Origin of the sequence: Thalassotalea sediminis, assembly GCF_030295915.1 — a bacterium.
Lineage (GTDB): Bacteria > Pseudomonadota > Gammaproteobacteria > Enterobacterales > Alteromonadaceae > Thalassotalea_C > Thalassotalea_C sediminis.
Genome location: NZ_AP027361.1, coordinates 1382700 through 1405867, shown reverse-complemented (window position 1 = coordinate 1405867; position 23168 = coordinate 1382700). Strand labels below are relative to the sequence as shown.

Here is a 23168-nt window from a genome sequence, read left to right as displayed (position 1 = left end):
TAACCACATGAAAAACAACGTTTTTGTTGTGTTATCAAATTAAAAAAAGAGCAAATAATTGAAATATATCAACGATGCTTTTTAGCGCGATTTGCTAACTTTTTGATTTGCTTGGGAGGAAACAATGATTTTGTTGTGGAAGCTTTTTTCGGGTCAAAAAAGTGAAAAAATTTAAGACTTTTTTAAGTTTATTTAATCCAAATCCAATATTCTGTACATATTTCATTCAAATCTTTAGATCTTAAACGTCGTTTTATTGATTACGTATCAAACATCATTCATGAATTAACTCGAATAACTGATGTGATATCTCCATAGAGGATCTACTTAAATCAATAGTGCAAAATCTCAATTGATGGCCTTGTATGGTGACATGCTCATCATAATTAACGCCTACTGATGGGTGAAGTAACATGCCTGTTGATGTCAACGACATTGGTTCGGATAGTACCTCTTGAGATCTCAGGTAAGTATAAAGTTGGTAGATGTAGCCACTTTTAAAACTTTCGCCTCCATGAAAACGTTTGGTCGTAATCGAAGTAAATTTGGTATCAATAACAATACGTTGTTGCAGTTCTTCATTTTCAAGTGAAATATCTAGCTGCATTGAAGGCATCAATTGTTCTATTTGCTCTGATGCATCATCAATTTGCCAATTCAACCTTTTACCAGGTTTAACGCTCCATGACTTATCTAGCTTTAAGTCATAAAAGCCGCCAACTGCTTTTTCAAAAAGTTTTCTTACCCATTCAGCTTGTTTATCTGGGGATGCGAAATAACCGTTAGTTGCTGATTCATTAATTAATGCCAAATTAAACGCAAGCTCAGCTGTTGTAAGTACCTTTCTATCTGCCAGTTCGTGTCGTCCGAAACGTTCATTTTTTGGGTGATAACTGACATCAAACATAGGAGAGACACCACGCTCTATCATAGATTGCGCAAGCTTATGACAACGCAGCTTTAGCGACTTTTTGCCAACCAAACTAGCGACACGCGTAAGGGCGGCACAAATATAACGATTCCTTGGTGTATCGACAGATAACTCTTCAAACGTGCAACGAACCTTACCTTTTTGCAATAACTGCTGAGAGTAGGTTTCCAGCACGTTAATACGGCCTCTTACTCGATTTAAGTCACGAGTAGAGTGCTTATAACCGTAGGTTAAATTTCGTTTTAATCTGGCTTCAACTTGCGAGCATAAGACATCAGCCACAAGGCTAGCGACATCTTCATCAATGCTCTCTGTGCCGCCATATTCATCAATCAAATAGCGAAACTCTGACGCATACAGCATCAACAACCATAAGTTGTTAACAGGAATGCCTGCACTCAAATTTTGAATTGGTGGCGCTATTGCATTCATAGTGGTTTTAACAATGCTTCTTTTTGCTGAGCTGCCTTTTTAGGATCATCAAACCAATACTCTTCCAACAAAGGATAAATTTCCGTTTCAACAACCTGCTTAAACCAATTCTCTACATCGGTTATTTCACTATCAAATGCTGGTGTCACATAGCTATGCCCAACCTGAAATTGAACACCTAACCTATCGTCATTTTCAATGACTGTATTGAGCTCCAACATTCGATTTTCAATAGTTTCTAGATACTTAACGTCAATTTCAGTTTTACTATTAACCCAATCACGCCAAGGCTTTCCAAATACTGGCTTTAAATTGATAAAGGCAAAGCGTCTTCTTAAGGCCAAATCCACCAAAGCGAGCGATCTATCGGCCACGTTCATAGTACCAATTACAAAAAGATTTTCTGGTACATATACTGGCTCGTCACCTTCTTGCCTATAACTCAACTCCAATGCTTCACTAGGTGTTCGTTTATCTGCTTCTAAAAGCGTAAGCATTTCACCAAAAATCTGTGCCGGATTACCTCGGTTTATTTCTTCAATAACCACCACGTATTTATTCTTAGGGTTTTGTTGAGCTTGTCTTACCGTATCCAGAAATGGTCCTTCACAGAGCGATAATTGGCCATCACCACTTGGTCGCCAGCCCTTAATAAAATCTTCATAGGATAAATTTGGGTGAAACTGCACAGCCTTGATAAAGGCTGGTTGCTTTTGACCAATCAAAGCATAAGCCAAGCGCTTACCTAGCCAAGTTTTTCCTGTTCCTGGAGGCCCTTGTAGTATCACGTTCTTTTTATTTTTAAGGCGACTAAGCATATCTTCGAGTATTGATTGTGGTATGAAACAACCATCTTTGATGATGTTTTCAATTCCATAATCCTCAGCTTTCACTTCTACTTCAGGAGTTGGTGCAGAGTCTCCATCATCGAACCCTAACCACTCATAATGACCTTTCTTAATAAACTCTATGTGATTGTCATCCCTTAAAAGCTGCATGTGACGATCAATTGTTGATTCCACTGCATCATTATTTGGGAATAAATTTGATAAGTCTGCTAAATGAGCTTCCTGAAACTCACTTCTAGTAAAGTCTGCTGAATTTTTTGTGAGGCATAAGTCTTTGATTCTTTCTAAAATTGCGGCCTTCCACGTCAAAGCTTTTCCGACGGCCTTCTGTGTAGGTTTCTGCCAAGCATGCAATGACAATTCAGGAAACGAATGAACGGGAAATGCTTCTTCTGCAAACCGTAATAGTAAGTTATCTCTTAACAGCAAATAGTCACTTCCGGTGCAGCTTTTTTTGGGCCCATTAAGCTCTGGCTTAATGGAAAGTGAAGCCAAGTAGTCTTGGCTTTGGCTTTCTAATGTTGGGAAGAACCATGGACGTATCCAATAAAGCCCCATGGTTAAGTTCCAGCGAATGCCTTTTTGTGATGCGACTTGGTTATAAAGCTCAATAAACTCAGCACCATCGTCTTCTGTCTTTTCATCAGCAAAGTCCTTTGCCACTTCAAACAATGCCCATAGGTTGTCTATGTCATCATCATGTCTCTCGCCTTTACCCCAGAAAAACCAAGACTTTTGATTATTAAGGATAGGAATTGCTTCAAAAGAATTAGGCACTGCCACATCGACACTTAGAAAACTGGCTAACTCCGTAGCCACTTTTTTACGGTTCTCATCGGTCATGCCTCGATTGAACATGCCCATCACGGTAAACGGGTCTACATCTTCCAAATCCTTGCCTTGAATATAAGACAAATCAAATTTATCAGCGGTTTTTTGAATCCAAGTAACTAACGCCGTTCTGTTATGACGATACTCACTTAACGCATTAGCAATTTCTTCGTAAAATCCAGTCCATTTGAATCGAACATCTTCTTCAGGAATATCACCAAAGCGCTCTTTCCAAAAGGAATGGTTGGCAAATTTCTTATAATTTTGAGGAGTATCTTCGAATGCAAACTTAATAAGCGCTTCTGGCATCCATTCGCCAGGCTCAACTTTCCACACAGTTGTGCGGCCTGTAAAGAAGTACCACTCTTTGGCTGGTGAAAACGTTTGCTTCCATTCTACTTCTACTCGCTTGCCATCTTTCTTATTACCAGTAACAACACCGACAGCTTTAATTCCCATAACCGAAGCCATATTTTTGCCTCGATTCGAAAATGGTAAATTATTTTTACGTGTATAGGTCGATTTAATTGCTATCCGGTCGCCCGGTTTAATACTTTTAACGTCTTGAATGTACTTATCGTCATAGCCATTCTCCCAAATGCCTTCATCAATAAACCGTTGAGTTTGATCTTCATCATCCCAGCTTGCACCAACAAACCAGCTAGGTCTGCTTTCCGCCAAACTTTGCTTCATCTGTTTAACCAAAATCGTTTTGAGCTCTTCTTTAAATTCAGGATTTTGATTTATCTGAAGGATCAACGTGCCAATGTGCGCCAAAATGTCCTCTTTACTATCCCAAGCAGGATAAGACACCGTTTCAACTAATTCTGGATAAATTCGCTCAACATGAGCGCTAAGCTCTGTGCTATCAATGCTTAGGTTATGAGTCGCAAGCGTGTTTTCAACCAATTGGCTTAGTTTATCTTTTGTTATCATTTCAATTCCCTTTTATCTGTATTACTAAGCCGCACGGTGCTTCTTAAAATTCTCAGCTTGAGCAAAAATCTCTTTATACACCTCGTCACGATTCACTGGTGGGTAGCCAAACTTCGCCAACAGCATGATGAGATCTACTTTTAACGAAGCTTTAATATCGTCTCGGTTGTTCCAGTCGGTATATTTTGCTTTATCATCAACCACTTCTTTTACTTCTTGAGAAAGCTCAATCAGTTTATCTTCTAGATAGCTGAAGTCGTATTTAATGGCTAATGATTTAAGAATGTCGTAAAACGCTTTTTCTTCAAAACTGATCCCCAAATCATCATTGGAGTCCATTTCCGCTTTTAAGTCGGTAAACATATTGATGATTTCATCAGAAAAGTCTTCAAGCACTTCACTGACCAATACATCTTCTTCTTTGCGTTCATTGTATTTATCAACCAAGGCTTTAAAGCGTTTAGTAAAATCTATGCCTTGTGCCAAATTAACCTTTTTCATTTCATCAATGGCTTTTGCTAGCATCTTTTGCAGTAGCATTATCTTGGTATTTGGCAGCTTTATTTTGCTGATCTTAGCGAGGTAATCTTCATCAAAAATATCAATTTCGCCATCACCGTTACCCAGTTTAAAGATCTCTTCCACGCCATCACTTTTCAGCGCTTCAGCGATCATTTCACGCACCTTTGCGTTCATTTGTGCAGTATCAGGCGCATCCCCTTTGGTGAGCTTGTAGATAATTGAGCGTACCGCCATATAGAAATGGATATGATCACGCTCTTCCTGTGAAAGCTTCTCACTGCCGCAACAAACGTCATAAGCGGCTTTTAAGCGTTTCACTAACGCCATAAAACGCTTTTCGACCTTACCCACCGATAAAATAAATTCAGCGGCATTATTTAGGCAGTTTAACTGTGCCACTGGCTCACCAGTGAAATAAGGCGATGAATCGAACTTATGGAAAATGCGAGAAAGTAGATCAAGGTGATCTTTCACCGCAATCACTGATTGATTAATGTCTTCAAAATTCGTTTCTTCTGATTTTGAAAACTGTGCTAATGCCTTGTTCATTGCCGTTTTAATGCCAATGTAGTCAACCACCAAGCCTTTATGCTTGCCTGCAAATTTACGATTAACACGAGAAATGGTCTGAATAAGGTTGTGTTTTTGTAACGGCTTATCGATGTAAATGGTGTCTAAGAATGGCACATCAAAGCCCGTAAGCCACATATCAACCACAATAGCGATTTTAAAGTTAGACTTCTCATTCTTAAACTGACGATCTAACTCTTTGCGGTGTTCTTTTGTGCCTAATAGATTGTACAAATCTTCTGGGTCATCCTTACCTCGTGTCATTACCATTTTGACACGTTCCATCGGTTTGATTTTTTTCTTTTCTTTTTCGCTTAACGAAGAGCCTTTTTCACACTCAAGCACTTCAAACCATTCAGGGCGAATTTCTTCCAACTCTTGATAGAACTGATACGCTATTTCCCGTGAGCTACACACGAACATGGCTTTACCTTTAATGGTAGAACCTTCTTTGATACGCTCTTCGTAGTGCTCCACAAAGTCTTTAGCCAAGGTTCGAATACGATCAGAATCGCCTAATATCGAGTTCATGCTCGATGTGGCTTTTTTACTTTCTTCTATTTGATGTTCATTACTACCTGACTCTTCACACTGCTTGTAATAGGCTTCTATTTCTTCAAGCTTGGCATTATTAAGTAAAACTTTTGCCGCACGGCCTTCATATACAATGCGTACAGTAATTTCGTCTTTTACCGACTCAGACATGGTATACGCATCAACCACCTTACCAAATACATCTAACGTGGCATCAATTGGTGTACCGGTAAAACCAACAAAGGTCGCATTAGGTAGTGAATCGTGTAGGTATTTGGCAAAACCAAAAGTGCGTTTTACACCTTTTTCGGTAATCGATACTTTCTGATCTAAATTAACTTGGCTGCGATGCGCTTCATCAGATATACAGATCACATTACTGCGCTCAGTTAGAAGCTCTATATCTTCAGTAAACTTATGAATCGTCGTTAAAAACACACCACCACTTTGTCTGCCTTTAAGTAGTTTTCTTAACTGGTCTCGGCTTTCAACGCTAACAATATGATCATCACCAATATAGGTTTTAGCGTTAGCAAACTGTTGTGAAAGTTGGTCGTCTAAATCGGTTCTATCTGTTATTAAAACGATGGTTGGGCTTTCAAACTCAACGCTTTTCATCAATAAACGAGATAAGAACTGCATGGTAAAACTTTTACCACAGCCCGTTGCCCCAAAATAGGTTCCACCTTTACCGCTGCCCCCTTCTCCATTAGGTAGCTTGCGCTCTTTTTTGATGTTCTCAAAAAGCTTTCTGGCTGCGTAATACTGAGGGTAACGGCATACTATTTTAACTTCACCTTTTGACTTATCAGGGAAGTAAATAAAGTTACGAATAACATCACATAAGCGCTCTTTATCAAACAAGCCTTGCAACATAGTATGCAATGCATTTATGCCGTCTTGTTCAATTGACTCATCACCTGTGACTTTACGCCATGCGTAATAAAAATCGTATGGTGCAAATACGTTACCCATTTTATTATTCACGCCGTCACTGATAATACACAAAGCATTAAAAACAAATAATTGCGGAATATCTCTACGATAACGAGTGGTTAACTGCACAAAGGCATCATGAATTGACGCTTGCTCTTCACGAATGGCACTTTTAAATTCAATCACCACCACAGGTAGGCCATTAATATATAAAATGCCATCAGGGATGCGTTTCGAGTTATCAGCAGATGGGCTATCAATTTCAAGCTGATTAACGATTTTAAAAATATTGTGGCCATCAACTACATCATCGTAGCCAATCAGCTGGATATATAAGTCTTTTTTAGACGGTTCACCAGGCTTGCTACCAGCTTCTCGCTTTAACAAAAAACCATCGCTTAACCATTTACAAAAGGTTTTATTACTTTCGTACAAATCACTAGCTGGTAGATTCTCTAGTTGCTTGATGATGCTATCTATTTCATTAGACGTAATATCATCTTGTGAATAACGGCTAGCTAAATAATCACGTAAATCATCTTCAATGATAACTTGTTCAGGGTCTCTAACGAGGTCTGACCCTGAAGTATACGGATAGCCTTGTTCGCCCAATAACTCAATGATAGCGGCTTCTAATTGCGCTTCTGTAAATTTCATAATTAGTTCTTCCCTAAAACATTCTTAACTGCACCAGCCATTGCTTTCTGTTTGTCTTCTTGTTCTTTTAAATATTCTGTAGATGGCTGATTCCACGCACCTGCACTTTCACTATCAAAAAAAACTACTTCCTCAACACCAATGTCATTAAGTTGTTTTTCAGCTTTCCCCATAAATGTTTCATCAGCGTTATATACTGATACAGCAATTTTTTGGGGTTTACTTTTACTCATTTGTTGAAGGAGATGCTGATCTTGTTCAGCCATCGACCAACCATAAATAACAATATTTTGACCAACATCTGGTAGCACTTCATAGAATACTTTTTCTAAGTAATCACAGCTTGAAATAGACTGCTGTTTTGATTCTTGAGTTCCTTCACATACAAAAGCCGGAGCTAAATCTTTTCGTACCCACTTATCTAATATACTTTCCAGTAAGTCACCATCGGCACTAGCAGTTATTTTTTTAACACTGGAAAATTCGTGATGGTGTAAGACTATATTACCATGAGGATAAAAAAATAATGTTGCGCCTTTCGCTACCCCATATGGAGCTTCTCTGTCTTTCCAGTCTTCACAAAAATCACTTGGCGTAAAACAATCTTTAAACCAAGGGCCTAGCTCTCGATTACCTAACATCGCAGCCCAATAAACTATCAGATCATAATTCAAAGCCAGTACTTTGCTAAATCGCTGCATAAATTTGTAAATATGCACTAAGTGCTTTTCCGCTTCTTGGTATGAAACATGAATATCTCGAACCGTAGCGATCAACGCCGTTCTTACTTGTTGGTATGAATCCTCAACTTTGCCATGTTCTATATCTAACGCAGTATTAACCAATTTTGCTTGCCATAATCTACGCAAAACCAACTCAAAGTCATTAACTTCAAAGCTATCAAATACTTCTTGAACTGGTTTAGATATATGTTTTAACTTAACTGCCGCATCATATAAAGAGCCATAATCAAAGTTAGGTGATACAGCCATACTTGCGCCGTTGCCGACAATCAAGCTTGCTTGTGCATAATCATCCTTGATGTTTTCCCACAACAAAATTTCACTCATTAAGCAGAGACCTCTGCATCTCTGCTTTCGGTGGAAAGTTGTAATTCCCCAGAGATTAGTTTTGGTAAGAGAGTATCTCTAAGTTTCGCTAAACTTCTATTTTCTTGAATATTTAGGTCACATTTGGAAATGAAATTAATAACTTTTGCGCTAAATAAGTCAATTAATGCTTCTTTTGGTTTTAAGAAGGTATAATCCGGGATAGCTTTTTTCTTTAAATGTAAAACTGTTGTGCCTGTACAATGAGATAAAGCAAATTGTGTAAAATTATTATGTGCCAATAAATAATAAAAAAACATTTTTTGCTGATCATCGTTTGGTATAACTCTCATTACATCAAGTGAAATTATTAACTTATTATATCTCCTATCTGTAGCGACTAGCGCAGGCCTTCCAACTAACTCAGCGGCCTGCGTCACATCAGTACAAGACAAAATAATATCACCTGTACTAACTACTTGAGTATCTTTAAAGTTTCCCGTGTACTCTTTTAAACCATCTAACCTATAGCCACCACCTCTTTGAAATGACTTTAACGTTACTAAAGCATTTTCTGAAGGCTCCAATTCAGCAGATTTATAAGATTTACCACTAACTAACGAACACGACTCTCCTAGCGTTTTAACATTCCAGCCTTTTGGTACCCAGCCGTTAATGCCGATTGATGGTTCATCAGTTTGTTCAAATTGATTTGGGAATAGTTGGCGGATGTCTTTTGGTAATGGTTTAGCTTCTAGCTCACCATTACCAATTTGTTGTTGCACTTGTTGGCGTTGTTCGAATCTTAGTTGCGCTTTTTTCTGCAAGGCTTCGGGGAAGTCGCTGACTGCAACGCCACTGGCAAGGGCGTTGTCGAATACAGGGTCAAAATCAACAAACCAGCTTTTAAATAACGCTTGCGCCATTTGCTCAAGGGTTTGGTTGGTTTTGCGGTTTACGTCTGATTTATCATCCATTGCAGAGAGTATTTCAGCTATTCTTTTTCTCTCAGAAGAAGTTGGACAATCGAATTCAAAAGCATATATATCTTTTAAAGTTATACTCGCTTGGTTCGCACTACCTTGAGCAGTTGAAATAATGTAGTCAGAAAACTTCTTAGACTTCAACAAGTAGTATAGATAAAGCTGGTCGCTACTTTCTTGTGATTTAACTCTAAAACGCACTGCATTTTGGTTAAGTAAATAGTTATCACAACTTTCCGGTACTTTTATTACTTTACCAACTACGGATGCTGGGTTTTTAGGCCATGACCCAACCGTTGCAATAACTACATCATTCTGAATTAATTTAAAGTTACTTTTATCTGCTGCTACCTCATCTGAAACGTATTTTAAATCAGAAGTATCAATTGAATTTGTAGTAAGATTACTAACCCTTACAACTGCCACTCCATCTTCAATATAATCTTTAGATTTGAATGCAAAACCCTTCTGATGTTCGGCAAAATCCTGTAGCTTCATTGGCTGCCAATTACTCGCCATAACCTAGCACCTCCAAGTTTTGACGAATCGCATTGTCTAGCGTTTCAGCCTGTTCCATCTGGCTATATAGGGTTTGGCTTAGCTCTTTCATTTTCACTTCAAACGGAATACCGTCATCTTCATTCTCGGCAGCACCAACGTAACGACCTGGTGTTAATACAAAGTCGTTAGCTTTGATTTCATCTAAAGTGGCTGATTTGCTGTATCCAGCCTTATCTTCATATTCACCATCTTTTTCTTCGCCACGCCAAGCATGGTAGGTGCGAGCAATTTCAGCAATATCTTCGGTAGTAAGTTCTTTATGAACACGGCTAACCATTGTGCCCATTTCACGAGCATCAATAAATAAAGTTTCACCTTGGCGGTTACGATAGCCTCGCTCGGTATCTTCTTTCTTATTCTTGGTGATAAACCATAAACAAACAGGAATTTGTGTGGTGTAGAACAGTTGTCCCGGTAAAGCAATCATGCAATCTACTAAATCTTTTTCGATGATTTTCTGGCGAATAGCACCTTCACCACCGGTATTAGAGCTCATCGAACCATTGGCTAATACAAAACCTGCTGTGCCGTTTTCACTCAACTTTGAGATCATGTGCATGATCCACGCATAGTTGGCATTACCTGTAGGTGGCACTTCGAAACCATCCCAACGATGGTCATCTATGAGCTCTTTTTCACCACGCCATTGTTTTTGGTTAAACGGTGGGTTTGCCATAATGTAATCAGCTTTTAAGTCTTCATGTTGATCTTTAAAGAAGCTATCACCCGCTACCTCGCCTAAATTACCTGAGATTCCACGCACGGCCAGGTTCATCTTAGCTAGCTTGTAGGTGGTGTTGGTGTATTCCTGACCGTAAATGGCAATGTTTTTACGGTTGCCTTTGTGACTATCAATAAACTTAAGGGATTGCACAAACATGCCGCCTGAACCACAACAAGGGTCGTATATTTTGCCTTTAAACGGCTCAATCATTTCAGCAATAAGTGCTACCACTGATTTTGGCGTAAAGTTAATGTCGTTTTCGACAAATGAAAAGTTGTTACCACCTTGAATTAATTGGTATTTAGAGTGGTAACAATTTTATTGGGATTTTCTCTGAAATTTAAGGTGAATCTGGGAGCTATGATTTAACTTTGTTACTAAGTTCAATCTAGATAATTTTATATTCTCCAACAGAATGAATAACATTTATGTGCATCAGGAATTTCAGTAATCGAATCAACAGAAGGAGCTTAAACAGTCTCCAGCTCTATGTTGGATAACCAGTGCGGAATTTCTCGCTGTAGGTTTTCTGTCGTTTGAAATGCACTAGGCCTCCCTTCTCTATAACAGCCAAAGCACTGTTTCTTCCATTTTACATCTCGTGAAAATTTCCCACTACATTTCGAACAAATTGCTATCTCAACATCATAGGAGCAGTTTCGCTCTAGAAGCTCAATCCAAGCATTTTTTATCGTTATTGGTGCGTTTTTATTTATTTCGCTCTTAGCGCTTTGTAAAAGAGAGTCAATAGTGATTAGCTCTTTTGGATAGGCAAGCTCGTTTGGGCAAATCCAATCTTCACGAGAGGTCTCTAATATCTGTTCATATTCGTCTTGCCCTTCAGCTAGCTGAGCGAATATTTCGTTAAGCTTCTGTAATTCACTAATTGAAGCGTAAAAAGCGAACTCGCCCTCCTTAATACCTCGCCAATTCGCTCCATTCATAACTGGTATTTGTTGATCAAATACAAATTTCAATCGAATCTTATCTGGTTGATCCGATTTTTTAGATAATTCAAACGTCACTATCCCCATATTTTTAGAGCGGAACGTTTTTCTTAATTGTGTTATACCACTATCGATATAATCAATTGAAAGATTTAAACACTCTACAAATGCATCAAATTCCCAATCGCCAATAATTGCTATGGTTGATTGGCTAAAGCGATAATCTTTTAACCCACCGAAATGTACAAAGTATTGGTTGCTATTACTGCAATCATTTACCGGAATGGCTATATGTAGCTCTACTTCATCTTGAGCAAGGCATAAGTATTCTATTATCACTACTTTTTCCTTATATTTTCTAAAAAACACTAAAATTTGGAGCTGAAAGTGTCATCTTATTTAGTTATCGTTGACAGGCCCTGATTTAAATTTGTTATTTGATTTTTAACTATATTAGAGTCCATGTTTAAGCCTTTCGGCGAAACTATTACGCTCAGCTAAGACTTCATCGTACATGTTGTAAACCTGCTGAATATGATCCCACAATGACTGATTTTGCGTTCTCAAATCGTCAGCTAGCTCCTTATAATCAAGGTTCGTTTTTTTTAACGATTCAACTTCTTTCTTAAGCTGCTCATTTTCAGTACCAACAGCAATAGATTCAGCCTTATGTTTTTGACGCTTTTGCGCAGTCTGAATATCCGGGATTTTTTCAGGGTTAAACTTGTAGATTGCAGAATTTGAAATTCCTAATCGTTTCGCAACTTGGCTAACGTTGATTTTTTCGTTATTTGCTGTCATTTCAGACAAGGCCGTATCAATTTTGTCAGCCATTGTGATCTCAACTGATTCGCTCATATTAGGCTTCCTTCACTTTTATCGTTAACTGGTCAATGATGATATTGGCGGCTTCAAGGTTGTCATTTAATGCCGTACTAAATGCTTTTAACCGCTGCTTTATCTCTGACGGAAATTTTTCAAATGCAGCTAATTGCGATTCACATCGCTTTTTAACAACCAGCCAGTGTGGTAAATGTCGAGGTGTTGCAATATAGCTATCGCACCATACACAGTGGCTTGGATCTGCTGCATTACGAACTTTACATTCAGATCCCTTGGTACAGTAACCATGTGACACACCTCTAAAGTTGTTGGTATGTTTAGCAGCAAATGTGATCAACTCTTCCATATTTTTGAAGTGAGGTGTGCTTCCAGTGGTAAGGTCATCTGCCAGGATCTCTGTCAATTTGGCGATAAAGTTTTGTCCGCCTTTTCCTGCTAGTGTGCCGTCTTGTGCAGCGCTCACCATATCTTCCATTGCTTGCGAGATCATAAACTCAGAGAAACTTTCGGTTAGTCCAATTAACTCCTCCATTGACTCATATCCTCGTTGGCTGTAAACCAACGACATCATGTTCTCTAAATGTTTGTACTGATACTTAATATCGTCTAAATCACCCAAGCGGTTTGCGACAATAAACCAAGCAAAGGTATGTCTAAATTGATGGGCGGTAAAATTGAAGAAATCGCCTACTTTATATGGCTTCTTAAACTTTTTATGATTTGAGCTGACGGATTGGTAATTACATCCCATGCGCTCAAGTTCGGCAATGTCATGCTCAGTGACTCTTATCGAAAACATTTTGTTTATGTTATTAAAACCATTTTTAGTGGACTTAGTATTTAATGAAAACTCGCAGGATTTTTTATGGGGTAAAACACCAAACAAGGTTCGATTACTCAAACCAAACTCTAAATTCAACTTACGCTTTATTGGCAATAAATCGCTGTGATGTTTTAATAGTACGGCTGCTCGTTCACGGTAAACAGAACAAACTCTAGTGAGAAGTTTTACCGCTCGATAGGTGATTTCATTCGTTACCCACTCTAAGCTTTGGGTGTCATCTGTAGTTTTAGACAACAACGTCTTGATAAAGTATTTACCGTCTCGCTCAATAGCTGAATCATCACTCAGTGCCATTGCTTCGCTATAGCGCATACCTGTATAACTAACTACAAGCACAAATGTATATCTGCGAAGATTTTTAATTAGCTCGTAATAATCATCCAGTTCAGCACTTTCCTCTCTGTCCAAACCATCAATGTAAGTAGATTTCGTAAAATCGGCTGAAGGTAAGTGTGGAATTGCATCATTTAGTTTTGTTTGCAGGCTGTGCCAATTATCGATTATCTTCTCAGCAGAATTGATATGCTCTTCGCTTGCCTTGAGAGCTTGCTTCATTATTTGAATCGGTATTACTGAATGCTTACTCCTGCGTTGCTCTTTGAGTAAAGCAAAGGGCATAAAATACTCATTCATTAAATCGTAAAACTGTACATTTTTGACCACTAAATATAGTTTTAACCAATAAATGGCCGTTAACAGTGATTGAGCAAAAGATGAATGTTTCTGCAAGTCAGATGCTTGAACCAAGTCCAATATAATATTGCGCAAACGCAATTCTGGCAGTTGGTCTAAGTCATCAAAGCTATCGATACCGTAACGTTCAAGCCATTTCGCAAGGCGTTTGAGATTAGCAATATTTCTACGAATCGTAGACCATGCAAGCGGCTCCATGCCTTGTCCTGAGCCTTGCGTATACATACCAAGTGTTAGGGCTTTAAGTTGATATTTATACTTCAACCCGACACCGTTAAAGGTTACAGATAAATTGTTGCCTTGCGAGTACCAAGAATCATCACCAAACAATGTGATCTGTTTTTTATTAGACCGTATATATTGCCAAAGCACCAATGGTGTGAGTTCGGCATCAATCGGTAAACTATAAGGATTGATGCTGATAAGCCCATCAATCTTTAAACAGGTATCTACAGCAGTTGAAATGCCCGTCATAAAATATCTCCCACATTCTTAACTGACGTTACTGCAAATGCCCAATACGGATGCATTCCTCTTTCCGCCATCAGTTCCTTTCCCTTAGCCACTGCCATCGAATTTTTAATTGCTACTTGCTCTAATATGTCATCAACTCGCTGATGTAGTGCCGCAATCGCTTCCTGCTGAAATTCATTATTTTCAATATCAGAAATACTGGCCGACATATCTGCCAATACATAATCACGATAGCTTAGCAACTGCCAAACATGCTGAGGATCAGCGACTGTTCTAAAGTGCTTACACCACACACACGCCAAAAAGTCGCTACACCACCCATTTTCCTTACCGCCTGATAGGTGCCGATGTTCTTTACCGTATTGTGACGCTTCTGCATCGTTTCCTTGAGATGCACACTCACCTGTGGGCGTTTTCTGAGTGCTACTGTCATCAACCATTAACACCTTAATTTCCGGGTCAATTTCTCGACCTGTAAAATAACGCTGCATCACATCTACTGCTGTGTGCAAAGTTTGTTGTGTTTTTTGTTCACTCACTCGTTGGTAGTGCTTGATGAACGTGTCGAAGGTATGAAGTTTTGCTGATTCATAAGCACGCATTTGCTTTGCTACTTCACGGTAAAGATGATTTGCACCATTCTTGCGAATGCGCATTGAGTCATAATTAACCGTGCAACCAAGTCGATTTAAGATAGATTTGATATGAGCAATGATATTGCCTGCCAATACACGACTTACATTGGTTTTTTCTTTGAAAATAAATAAATATTTTTGAGTATGCTGGTCACCCAAATGGCGGTAGCCCTGAGTTAGCGTATCCTTAATGTACACGATATCTCGCATGACACTGTTTACAGTACGACCATTTAAAGAATATGTATCAATGTCATAGCCTTTTCTTGGCTTTTGAATTAATAGAGAAATGCTTTTCTTGGCAGTAGGTAGTGCGACATCGGCGATGTCACTCAATTCAATATCCGTCATAGGTGACGTATTCCAGCAACTTTTTACTTGGATTCGAGCAAAGTACAGTGCTAGTAATTTTTTTACGTTATCCGTTTCTTTGATTCCCTTTTCAATATAAAAAATCAACTCTCGTAGCTCGTCATCACTATACAAGTCTTCCATCTTTATTCTTCTAGCGTGACGCTGATGCCGCTTAAGTGATATTTTAAAAGCTTCCACTACCTGTTGACCTGTGATTAACATCAGCCAACGTATAGCCTCCGTGTAAGAAGTACCACTTCTCACACTAATCACTTTAGTTTTTACGTCACTTTGCAACTGCTGAAAGAGCGCTTTTTGAATACGGTTCTTTTTAATGCTTAAGCAGCGAATACCATGACTTGCAAGCTCGTATTTGAACGTTGGGACAATATATTTCAATATCAGACGCTTAAGCTTACTAAACCGAGTATGTAGCGTCTCCATATCGTAATTTTTTTCAGGTAGTAATTCGGTTTCTGATTTATGTATTTGCTCAATTTCCGCCATGATCCCCGGGCACTTAGAAGCAACTTCGCCATAATCAATTAGTCGATACTTTTTTTCCTTTTCAAAGTAAAAAGGCAGCAAATGATCAACGTAGTAATGGCGATGAACCTCATGCCCAAAGTATTGCTCTAAAAGTAGTAAAAGTTCTGCGAATTGATACTTTGATAAGATGCACTTTGCTTTTTTTAACACTTGATAGTTATTTTGCTTAAACCCATTCAAGCCTTTGCCGTTAATCAATAATTTGTTACTTTGAATTACTTTGCGAATAGCATTTAAGTTGGCAATAAAGCGAATAGTCATTGACACAACATCATGCTCTAGCTCCCCTTTAAATTTATCTGAGTTTGCAAGTGCTTGAAGCTGTTCAATCAACAGTGGCTCAATATCGTTTAAATCAGTAACGTCTATGGATTTATCGTTAATGGTGATCCTTATTACTTGAAAATGATCTGGTTGGTATGCTTTAAGTACCGAAAATAACGCCGATTGGAGTATAGAGTTCTTATCTTTAATCGGGTATTTGTTAAAGATTTGCCTGAAGTGCGTTGTTGATTTAAACCAGAGCAACCCTTTTTCATGGAGCTGTTTTGTAAGTGAAGGAGAACAATCACATAATAACTGTAGGCACTTTGGAGCTCTTTGAGCAATAGCACGAGTTGTACTTCTTGCAAATGTTGACCGCTTATCCCATGCACTTATGGCATCGTTAAGCTCTTTACCCAATCGGAAACTTTTTCGATGCCAATGCAATAAATCAATGTTTGTATCAAAAACAAAAACGGTGCTTGGTCTTGAACTGACCTTGGTTAATGCCGTTGCAAAATGAAATAAGCAACGCCTAAATAACACATCATCTTCTGGTTCAATATGTTGTGCCTGTATTTCTAGCCTAAGCCAATAGTCGTCCCGAAATAGCGAGTTAACATCTTGTATTAAACTCTGACAATGGTTTCGCAACACTGAATGACGCAGCAACAGCCGTTTCAGAAAGCTAATGTGTAGTTTAATCCGTTTACAGTTTTCATCCGTTAAACAACTGCCTAGCTGCTCTTCCAACTGTGACAAATCAAGCACTGTATCAAGCATCTGCACTTCCTGATTGATCAGCATGAAAAGCATCTTCTTGTAGTGGCGTGACAAATTCACCAAATAATTTATCAACCCAACTTGCCATCTGTTTGTCAAATGTAAGAGAGCGGGCAAAGTTTATGTACTTCACTGTAGTAGAGAAGTCGGAATGTCCTAGTAACTGCATTATTTTGTATTGCACAAAGCCAATGGGCAGATTCTTATGGATCAAGAAACCGGCAAGGTTCGTTGCAAAAGTTGAACGTAAATCATGAAAATCACGTTTTAGTGTTTTCCCGAATGGCGCTAACTCCTTACGCACTTTTGAGATCACATTGCCGATAGATTTACGAGACATGAAATTACCAGAGCGATTAAGAAACAGTGGTGCATCATCACAATTACCATGTGCAAGCTGCCACTTGGCTAATCTGTTTTGGTGTTCTTTGCCGTTCCGGTATTGCCAAAGTGATGTCATCAATCCTTTTGACACCATTATCGTGCGTTCTTTGTCGTACTTGCCGATTATGGTTACGTAATAAATTGCTTTATTATCCAAGTCGGGATCAACAACATAGCTGGCGGTAAAAGTGGCAACTTCTTCCGCACGCAAGCCGCATTGCACAGCTAAATCCACTCGCAATTTTGCACCTTGCTTTGTCAGTTCCTTACTGGCGTAGAGCAACTTTAATTCATCTTGACTGTAAGGTGATAAACCTGCATCGCCAGATTTCTTTTGCTTATACTTTTTAGGGATCAGTAAATCAGTGGTGGTAATGGTAAAGCCTTTTTCCTCACTACCGTAGTCGGTAAATAGCAAATCTAAACTGCCATCCTTGCGCTTTTTCTTAATGACCTTGGTTTTATATTTGAATGGCACTTTATCAATTCTGCGTTGCTTTCTTGCCCATTCGTAAAACTGCCTAACATGGTTGATGTATAGGTTTGCCGTATCTCTGTCTATATCCTTTGCAATAACTTGCTCTATAAGGTGCTTGCGATAGCGATAAACTGGTAACCAATATTTAGCTTTATCACTGTCACTTACCGCATAAACCTCATGCCAGTTCACGTTATTCTTCTCAACCCATTGCAAAAACAAACTCATCGAATTTGCTAATGACTGCACAGTAATAAGCGACACGCCACCAAGAGAGTTCTTTTTACCGCCACGTTTAGGTGGCATAAAAAGCCCTTTATATCTGTGCTCTAAGAATAAATTGATTTCGAGAGCATCCAGAATTCGAGCCAGAGATAATACTCTAGGGAAGCGCTCAACAACATGATCTTCATGAAAAGCTATGGTGCGCTGACCTTTTCCATCAACGTCAGAGAAGTAAGACAGGCTGCCTAAATTGACTGTTTGTTTTACAACTTTGGGATAATTGCCATTCAAATTAACTGCTCCATTACAATACTGCAAAAATATAGGTGCAATTATATAATGTGTCAACAAAATGCAGTATTTTGTTACTGCATTTTTTATTGACCTAGCAAACAATGTCAGCCACAATAATTTCCAATATATTAAGTACTTTATAATGTGATTTTCGTATCCCCAATCGTCGTTTAAAGACTCTGCCGGGCTATATAAAGTCACATAAATACAGTTGGTTGAATAACCAGGGCATAAGGTTCATGAATGTAAAATTGCGCCAAGCTGCTGAAGAGCTGCGCCTGAGTGATATTGCTGATATCCGCTTAGGCCACCCTTTTCGCGGAACAATAAAACAATATGATAACGGTGACGTTAATGTTGTTCAGGTAAGAGATACTGACGTTACAGGTGAAATCAATCATTACTCAATGGTTGAAACTATTCTAAAAAGCAAAAAATCACCAGATTGGTTAAAGCCAGGTGATATTTTATTTGTAGCGAAAGGTGCGAAACATTACAGCGTTCTAGTTGACACCATCCAAGAGAGGACAGTCTGTTCACCTCATTTCTTTTTAGTAAGAGTTAAAGATGAATTTAAAAACACAATTATTCCAGACTTTGTATGTTGGCAACTTAATCAACAATTAGCTCAACATTACTTCAAGAAAACAGCAGAAGGCTCGATGTATTTGAGTATTAGGCGACAAGTACTTGAAAATGTGCCAATAAAAATCTTGCCGATAAAAAGGCAAAAGTTAATCAGTGAAATGTATAAGACAGCAATGCTTGAAAGAAAAGCGTTGTTAAAAATGATAGAGAACAGGCAACGACTACTTGAGGCTGTTGCCATGAAAGAATTGAATTACAAGGGATAAAGATGACAACAGCTAAAATTAACCAAGATGATATCAACAAAGCGGTATGGGCCGCTTGTGACACCTTCCGTGGTGTGATTAGTGCAGACACCTATAAAGACTTCATCCTGACAATGCTGTTTTTAAAGTACATCTCTGATGTTTATAAAGACGAATACAACAAACTGGTTGCTCAATATGGTGATAATCCTGAACTTATTCACGCCATGATGTCGAAACAGCGTTTTGTACTGCCAGAAGGCGCAAGCTTTTGGGATTTATATGAAAAGCGTTATGAAGCAGGCAATGGTGAGCGCATCGACAAAGCCCTACACGCTATTGAAGAAGCCAACGGCAGCAAGCTTAAAAACGTATTCCAAGACATCAGCTTTAACACTGACCGCTTAGGCCAAGAAAAACAAAAGAACGACTTACTTCGCCACTTGCTCGAAGACTTCGGTAAAGACATCTTAGATTTAAGCTCAGAGCGCGTAGGCAGCTTAGACATCATCGGTAACGCCTATGAATACCTCATTAAGCACTTTGCGGCTGGTAGTGGCGCTACCGCTGGCGAATACTATACCCCGCCAGAGGTTTCAACCCTCTTAGCAACGGTTTTAGAGCCAGTTGAGGGCGACCAAATATGTGACCCATGTACAGGGAGTGGCTCATTGCTTCTTAAATGCGGCGCTATGGTACGTAAAAACTCTGGCTCCAAAAAATACGCATTATTTGGGCAAGAAGCGATAGGTTCGACTTGGGCGCTTGCGAAAATGAACATGTTCCTTCACGGTGAAGATAACCACCGTATTGAATGGGGCGACACCATTCGTAACCCACTACTAAAAGATAAAGACGGTAATGGCTTACTGCACTTTGACGTAGTTACAGCCAACCCCCCATTTTCACTTGATAAGTGGGGACATGATGATGCCAGTAACGACCCATATGGGCGCTTTAGACGTGGTATTCCACCAAAAACCAAAGGTGACTATGCCTTTATCAGTCACATGATTGAAACGTTAAAACCCGAAACAGGCCGCATGGGCGTGGTAGTGCCACATGGTGTGTTATTTAGAGCATCGAGCGAAGGCAAAATCCGCCAACAACTGATTGAAGAAAACTTGCTAGATACCGTTATTGGACTACCCGAAAAGCTGTTCTTTGGAACAGGTATTCCAGCCGCTATTTTGATATTTAAAAAGCACAAAACAGACAAAAACGTATTGTTTATTGATGCCAGTCGTGAGTTCAAATCAGGCAAAAACCAAAACCAATTAACTGACGATAATATTAAAAAGATCATCGAAACCTACAAGGCTCGTGAAAACGTTGATAAATACGCCTACCTTGCCAGTTTTGATGAAATCAAAGAAAACGATTTTAACCTCAATATACCTCGTTACGTTGATACCTTCGAAGAAGAAGCCGAGATTGATTTGGTGGCAGTACGCACTGAACGTGTTCAATTAAAAAACGAGTTGCAAACCCTTGAAGCAGAAATGGAAGGCTACTTAAAGGAGTTAGGTTATGGTGCCTAATGGATGGGAACATGTTCGCTTAAATAACTTATGCTTGACTGTAACAAGTGGCTCTCGTGACTGGGCAAAGTACTACGCAGAGCAAGGCAGCAAGTTCATTCGAATGACAAATCTTCAAAGAGATAATATTTATTTAAATTTATCAGATTTGAAATTTGTTGATGTAAAAAGCGATTCTTCAGATGGCAAAAGAACATCATTAAAAGCTGGCGATATTCTTATGTCTATTACAGCCGAACTTGGAAAAATTGGCTGGGTTCACGAAGGGTTGGGTGAGGCATTTATAAATCAGCACACTGCTTTAATACGATTGGATGAGAAAAAGTCGCACAGTAAATATATTGCCTATCTCTTATCATCAAAAGCAATGAATCATAAAATAAATCGGTTAAATGATTCTGGAGCAAAAGCAGGGCTTAATTTACCAACAATACGATCTATACCAATTGATGTTCCCCCACTCCCAGAACAACGCAAAATCGCTAAAATCCTATCCACTTGGGATAAAGCGATTAGCGCCACCGAGCGACTAATCGACAACAGCAAACAGCAGAAAAAAGCCCTCATGCAACAACTGCTCACTGGCAAAAAACGCCTACTTGATGACTCAGGTAAACCGTTTGATGGTGAGTGGGAAGATACAACAATAGAGTCAACATCAAAATGCTTCTCTGGAGGAACCCCATCACGTAGCAAGGAAGAATATTATGGAGGTCAAATACCTTGGATAACATCAGGCAAACTAAATGACAGGTTTATTCTTGATGTTAATGAATATATCACTGAGTTAGGGCTGGAAAACTCTTCGGCAAAGGTCGTGAAGAAAGGTAGTATTCTTATAGCTATGTATGGTGCTACCGCAGGAAAAGTTGCAATTAACAAGTTAGATAATGCAACGATAAATCAGGCTATTTTAGCATTAGAAACCAAATCTCACTGTCACAACTTGTTTATGTTTTATTTGCTCGATGTACAAATGCAAAGAGCATTAAATTTAGTACAAGGCGGCCAACCAAATCTCAGTGCAGCGATCATAAAAACAATAAAGATCAGACTGCCATCATTATTAGAGCAAAAGAAAATCGCCTCTGTTTTATCTAATGCCGACAAAGAAATCGAGTTATTAGAACAACAGCTTGCTGATTTAAAGCAAGAGAAAAAAGCGCTAATGCAGCAACTGTTGACAGGCAAGCGCAGAGTTAAGATTTAGATAAGGGAATATCAATGACAACAACTGAAATGTTTACCGATTTTTTAGCAAATTTAAAAATTGATAATGCTGCTTCTATTACTTCAAAGTACGAAGAAATAACATCAGCGTTAAATAAAAAATTTCGCGATACCGAATCCAAAACAGCAAATAGCTTACAGGTCGGATCATATGGTCGCTGGACTGGTATTAAAGGCATTTCAGACCTTGATATGCTTTACATTATGCCAGCATCAAGATGGAATGATTACAAAGACGGTAAACAATCTAAGTTGTTGGATGATACAAAAGATGCCATTTCCGCTAGATATCCTAGAACTACCGTTAAAAAGGACCGACTGGTAGTTCAAGTAATCTACAGTGGTTTTATGGTCGAAGTTCAACCTGTGTTTGAGCAAGACGATGGCAGCTTTAAATACCCTGACACATACAATGGTGGTAGCTGGAAAGTTACCAAACCTCGTGAAGAAATAAAGGCTATGAAAGAGTTTGTAGATCAAAAGAATAAAAATCTACGGAAGCTTTGTAAAATGGCAAGAGCATGGAAAAACAAAAGCGGTGTCGGTATGGGAGGTCTACTTATCGATACACTAGCATATAATTTTCTGAAGTCTTCTTCTGATTACGATAATCGGTCCACAGCTTTCTATGACTGGATGTGCAGAGACTTTTTCAAGTATTTATCTGAAGAACCTACTAAAGATTATTATTTGGCACTTGGCAGCAACCAAAGGGTAAACGTTAAAGCAAAGTTTCAGCGCAAAGCAAAAAAAGCATATGAAGACTCGTTAAAAGCTATAGACGCTGGTGAGTCATCATCAGCTAACAAAAAGTGGAAAAAAATATTTGGAAGACCATTCCCTGCCTCAGCAATTCAAGAGAGTAAATCCTCAGCTTATAACTATAGAAATACCGAGCAATTTATTGAGGATTCTTACAGTGTAGACATCAGATACAACTTAACTCTTGAATGCGAAGTGTCACAGAATGGATTTAGAGAAGCTTTATTAAGAACGATGTTGGCTAAAAAATTAAAATTACAAGCAAAGAAAAAATTGAAGTTTTATGTAGCTGATATCAATGTGCCCGGAGACTTCATATTAAAGTGGAAAGTTTTGAATCGGGGTACAGAAGCGGAGAGGCGTGATTGTATCCGTGGCGATATTGTGATCGATAAAGGCTTTAGAAATAAAGAAGAAAAGACAGACTTTAATGGCGAGCATATTGTTGAATGTTACGCCATTCAAAACGGAGTGGTAGTGGCGAAAGACAGAATTGACGTGCCGATTCAATAGGAGAAAAA

15 protein-coding genes are annotated in these 23168 nt (G+C 38.8%); 4 read left to right on the top strand and 11 right to left on the bottom strand.

Annotation, left to right across the window (positions count from 1 at the left end):
* Positions 1–274: 274 nt before the first annotated feature.
* From QUE09_RS06340 to QUE09_RS06290, 11 genes are all read right to left on the bottom strand, one after another.
* A complete protein-coding gene (locus QUE09_RS06340) occupies positions 275–1363 on the bottom strand; it encodes a 5-methylcytosine restriction system specificity protein McrC (RefSeq protein ID WP_286235358.1) in 1089 nt (362 codons plus the stop codon).
* A complete protein-coding gene (locus QUE09_RS06335; protein ID WP_286235357.1) occupies positions 1360–3978 on the bottom strand; it encodes an AAA family ATPase in 2619 nt (872 codons plus the stop codon). The genes QUE09_RS06340 and QUE09_RS06335 overlap by 4 nt, the downstream gene beginning before the upstream one ends.
* Before the next feature lie 24 nt (positions 3979–4002).
* Positions 4003–7197 carry a type I restriction endonuclease subunit R gene (locus QUE09_RS06330; RefSeq protein ID WP_286235356.1) on the bottom strand — a complete coding sequence of 1065 codons (3195 nt, stop codon included), beginning with the start codon at positions 7195–7197 and terminating at the stop codon, positions 4003–4005.
* Between the two features lie 2 nt (positions 7198–7199).
* The gene (locus QUE09_RS06325) at positions 7200–8267 is read right to left on the bottom strand and encodes a DUF4917 family protein (protein ID WP_286235355.1); all 1068 of its coding nucleotides are present in this window, start codon (positions 8265–8267) and stop codon (positions 7200–7202) included.
* Positions 8267–9748 carry a restriction endonuclease subunit S gene (locus tag QUE09_RS06320; protein WP_286235354.1) on the bottom strand — a complete coding sequence of 494 codons (1482 nt, stop codon included), beginning with the start codon at positions 9746–9748 and terminating at the stop codon, positions 8267–8269. The genes QUE09_RS06325 and QUE09_RS06320 overlap by 1 nt, the downstream gene beginning before the upstream one ends.
* Complete coding sequence (locus QUE09_RS06315) at positions 9738–10766, bottom strand: N-6 DNA methylase (RefSeq protein ID WP_286235896.1); 1029 nt, start codon at positions 10764–10766, stop codon at positions 9738–9740. The genes QUE09_RS06320 and QUE09_RS06315 overlap by 11 nt, the downstream gene beginning before the upstream one ends.
* Positions 10767–10984: 218 nt before the next feature.
* Positions 10985–11800 carry a hypothetical protein gene (locus tag QUE09_RS06310; protein WP_286235353.1) on the bottom strand — a complete coding sequence of 272 codons (816 nt, stop codon included), beginning with the start codon at positions 11798–11800 and terminating at the stop codon, positions 10985–10987.
* A 114-nt stretch (positions 11801–11914) separates the two neighbouring features.
* Positions 11915–12319, bottom strand: a complete 405-nt coding sequence (locus tag QUE09_RS06305; RefSeq protein ID WP_286235352.1) for a DUF6262 family protein — start codon at positions 12317–12319, stop codon at positions 11915–11917.
* 1 nt (position 12320) lies between these two features.
* Positions 12321–14315: a hypothetical protein gene (locus QUE09_RS06300; RefSeq protein ID WP_286235351.1), complete on the bottom strand. Its 1995-nt coding sequence runs from the start codon at positions 14313–14315 to the stop codon at positions 12321–12323.
* Positions 14312–16924: a hypothetical protein gene (locus QUE09_RS06295; RefSeq protein ID WP_286235350.1), complete on the bottom strand. Its 2613-nt coding sequence runs from the start codon at positions 16922–16924 to the stop codon at positions 14312–14314. Before QUE09_RS06295 ends, QUE09_RS06300 begins: the two co-directional genes overlap by 4 nt.
* Positions 16893–18278, bottom strand: coding sequence for a tyrosine-type recombinase/integrase (locus QUE09_RS06290; RefSeq protein WP_286235349.1), 1386 nt, complete (start codon positions 18276–18278; stop codon positions 16893–16895). Before QUE09_RS06290 ends, QUE09_RS06295 begins: the two co-directional genes overlap by 32 nt.
* Before the next feature lie 242 nt (positions 18279–18520).
* Between QUE09_RS06290 and QUE09_RS06285 the strand changes: the two genes are divergently transcribed.
* The 4 genes from QUE09_RS06285 to QUE09_RS06270 are packed head-to-tail and all read left to right on the top strand — an operon-like array spanning position 18521 to position 23160.
* Positions 18521–19135 (top strand): restriction endonuclease subunit S domain-containing protein, encoded by a 615-nt coding sequence (locus QUE09_RS06285; protein ID WP_286235348.1) that lies wholly within the window; start codon positions 18521–18523, stop codon positions 19133–19135.
* Positions 19136–19137: 2 nt separating this feature from the next.
* On the top strand, positions 19138–20655 hold the full coding sequence (locus QUE09_RS06280; protein ID WP_286235347.1) for a type I restriction-modification system subunit M: 1518 nt from the start codon (positions 19138–19140) through the stop codon (positions 20653–20655).
* Positions 20645–21865, top strand: a complete 1221-nt coding sequence (locus QUE09_RS06275; protein ID WP_286235346.1) for a restriction endonuclease subunit S — start codon at positions 20645–20647, stop codon at positions 21863–21865. Before QUE09_RS06280 ends, QUE09_RS06275 begins: the two co-directional genes overlap by 11 nt.
* 14 nt (positions 21866–21879) lie before the next feature.
* Complete coding sequence (locus tag QUE09_RS06270) at positions 21880–23160, top strand: SMODS domain-containing nucleotidyltransferase (RefSeq protein ID WP_286235345.1); 1281 nt, start codon at positions 21880–21882, stop codon at positions 23158–23160.
* The last annotated feature ends 8 nt before the right edge of the window (positions 23161–23168 follow it).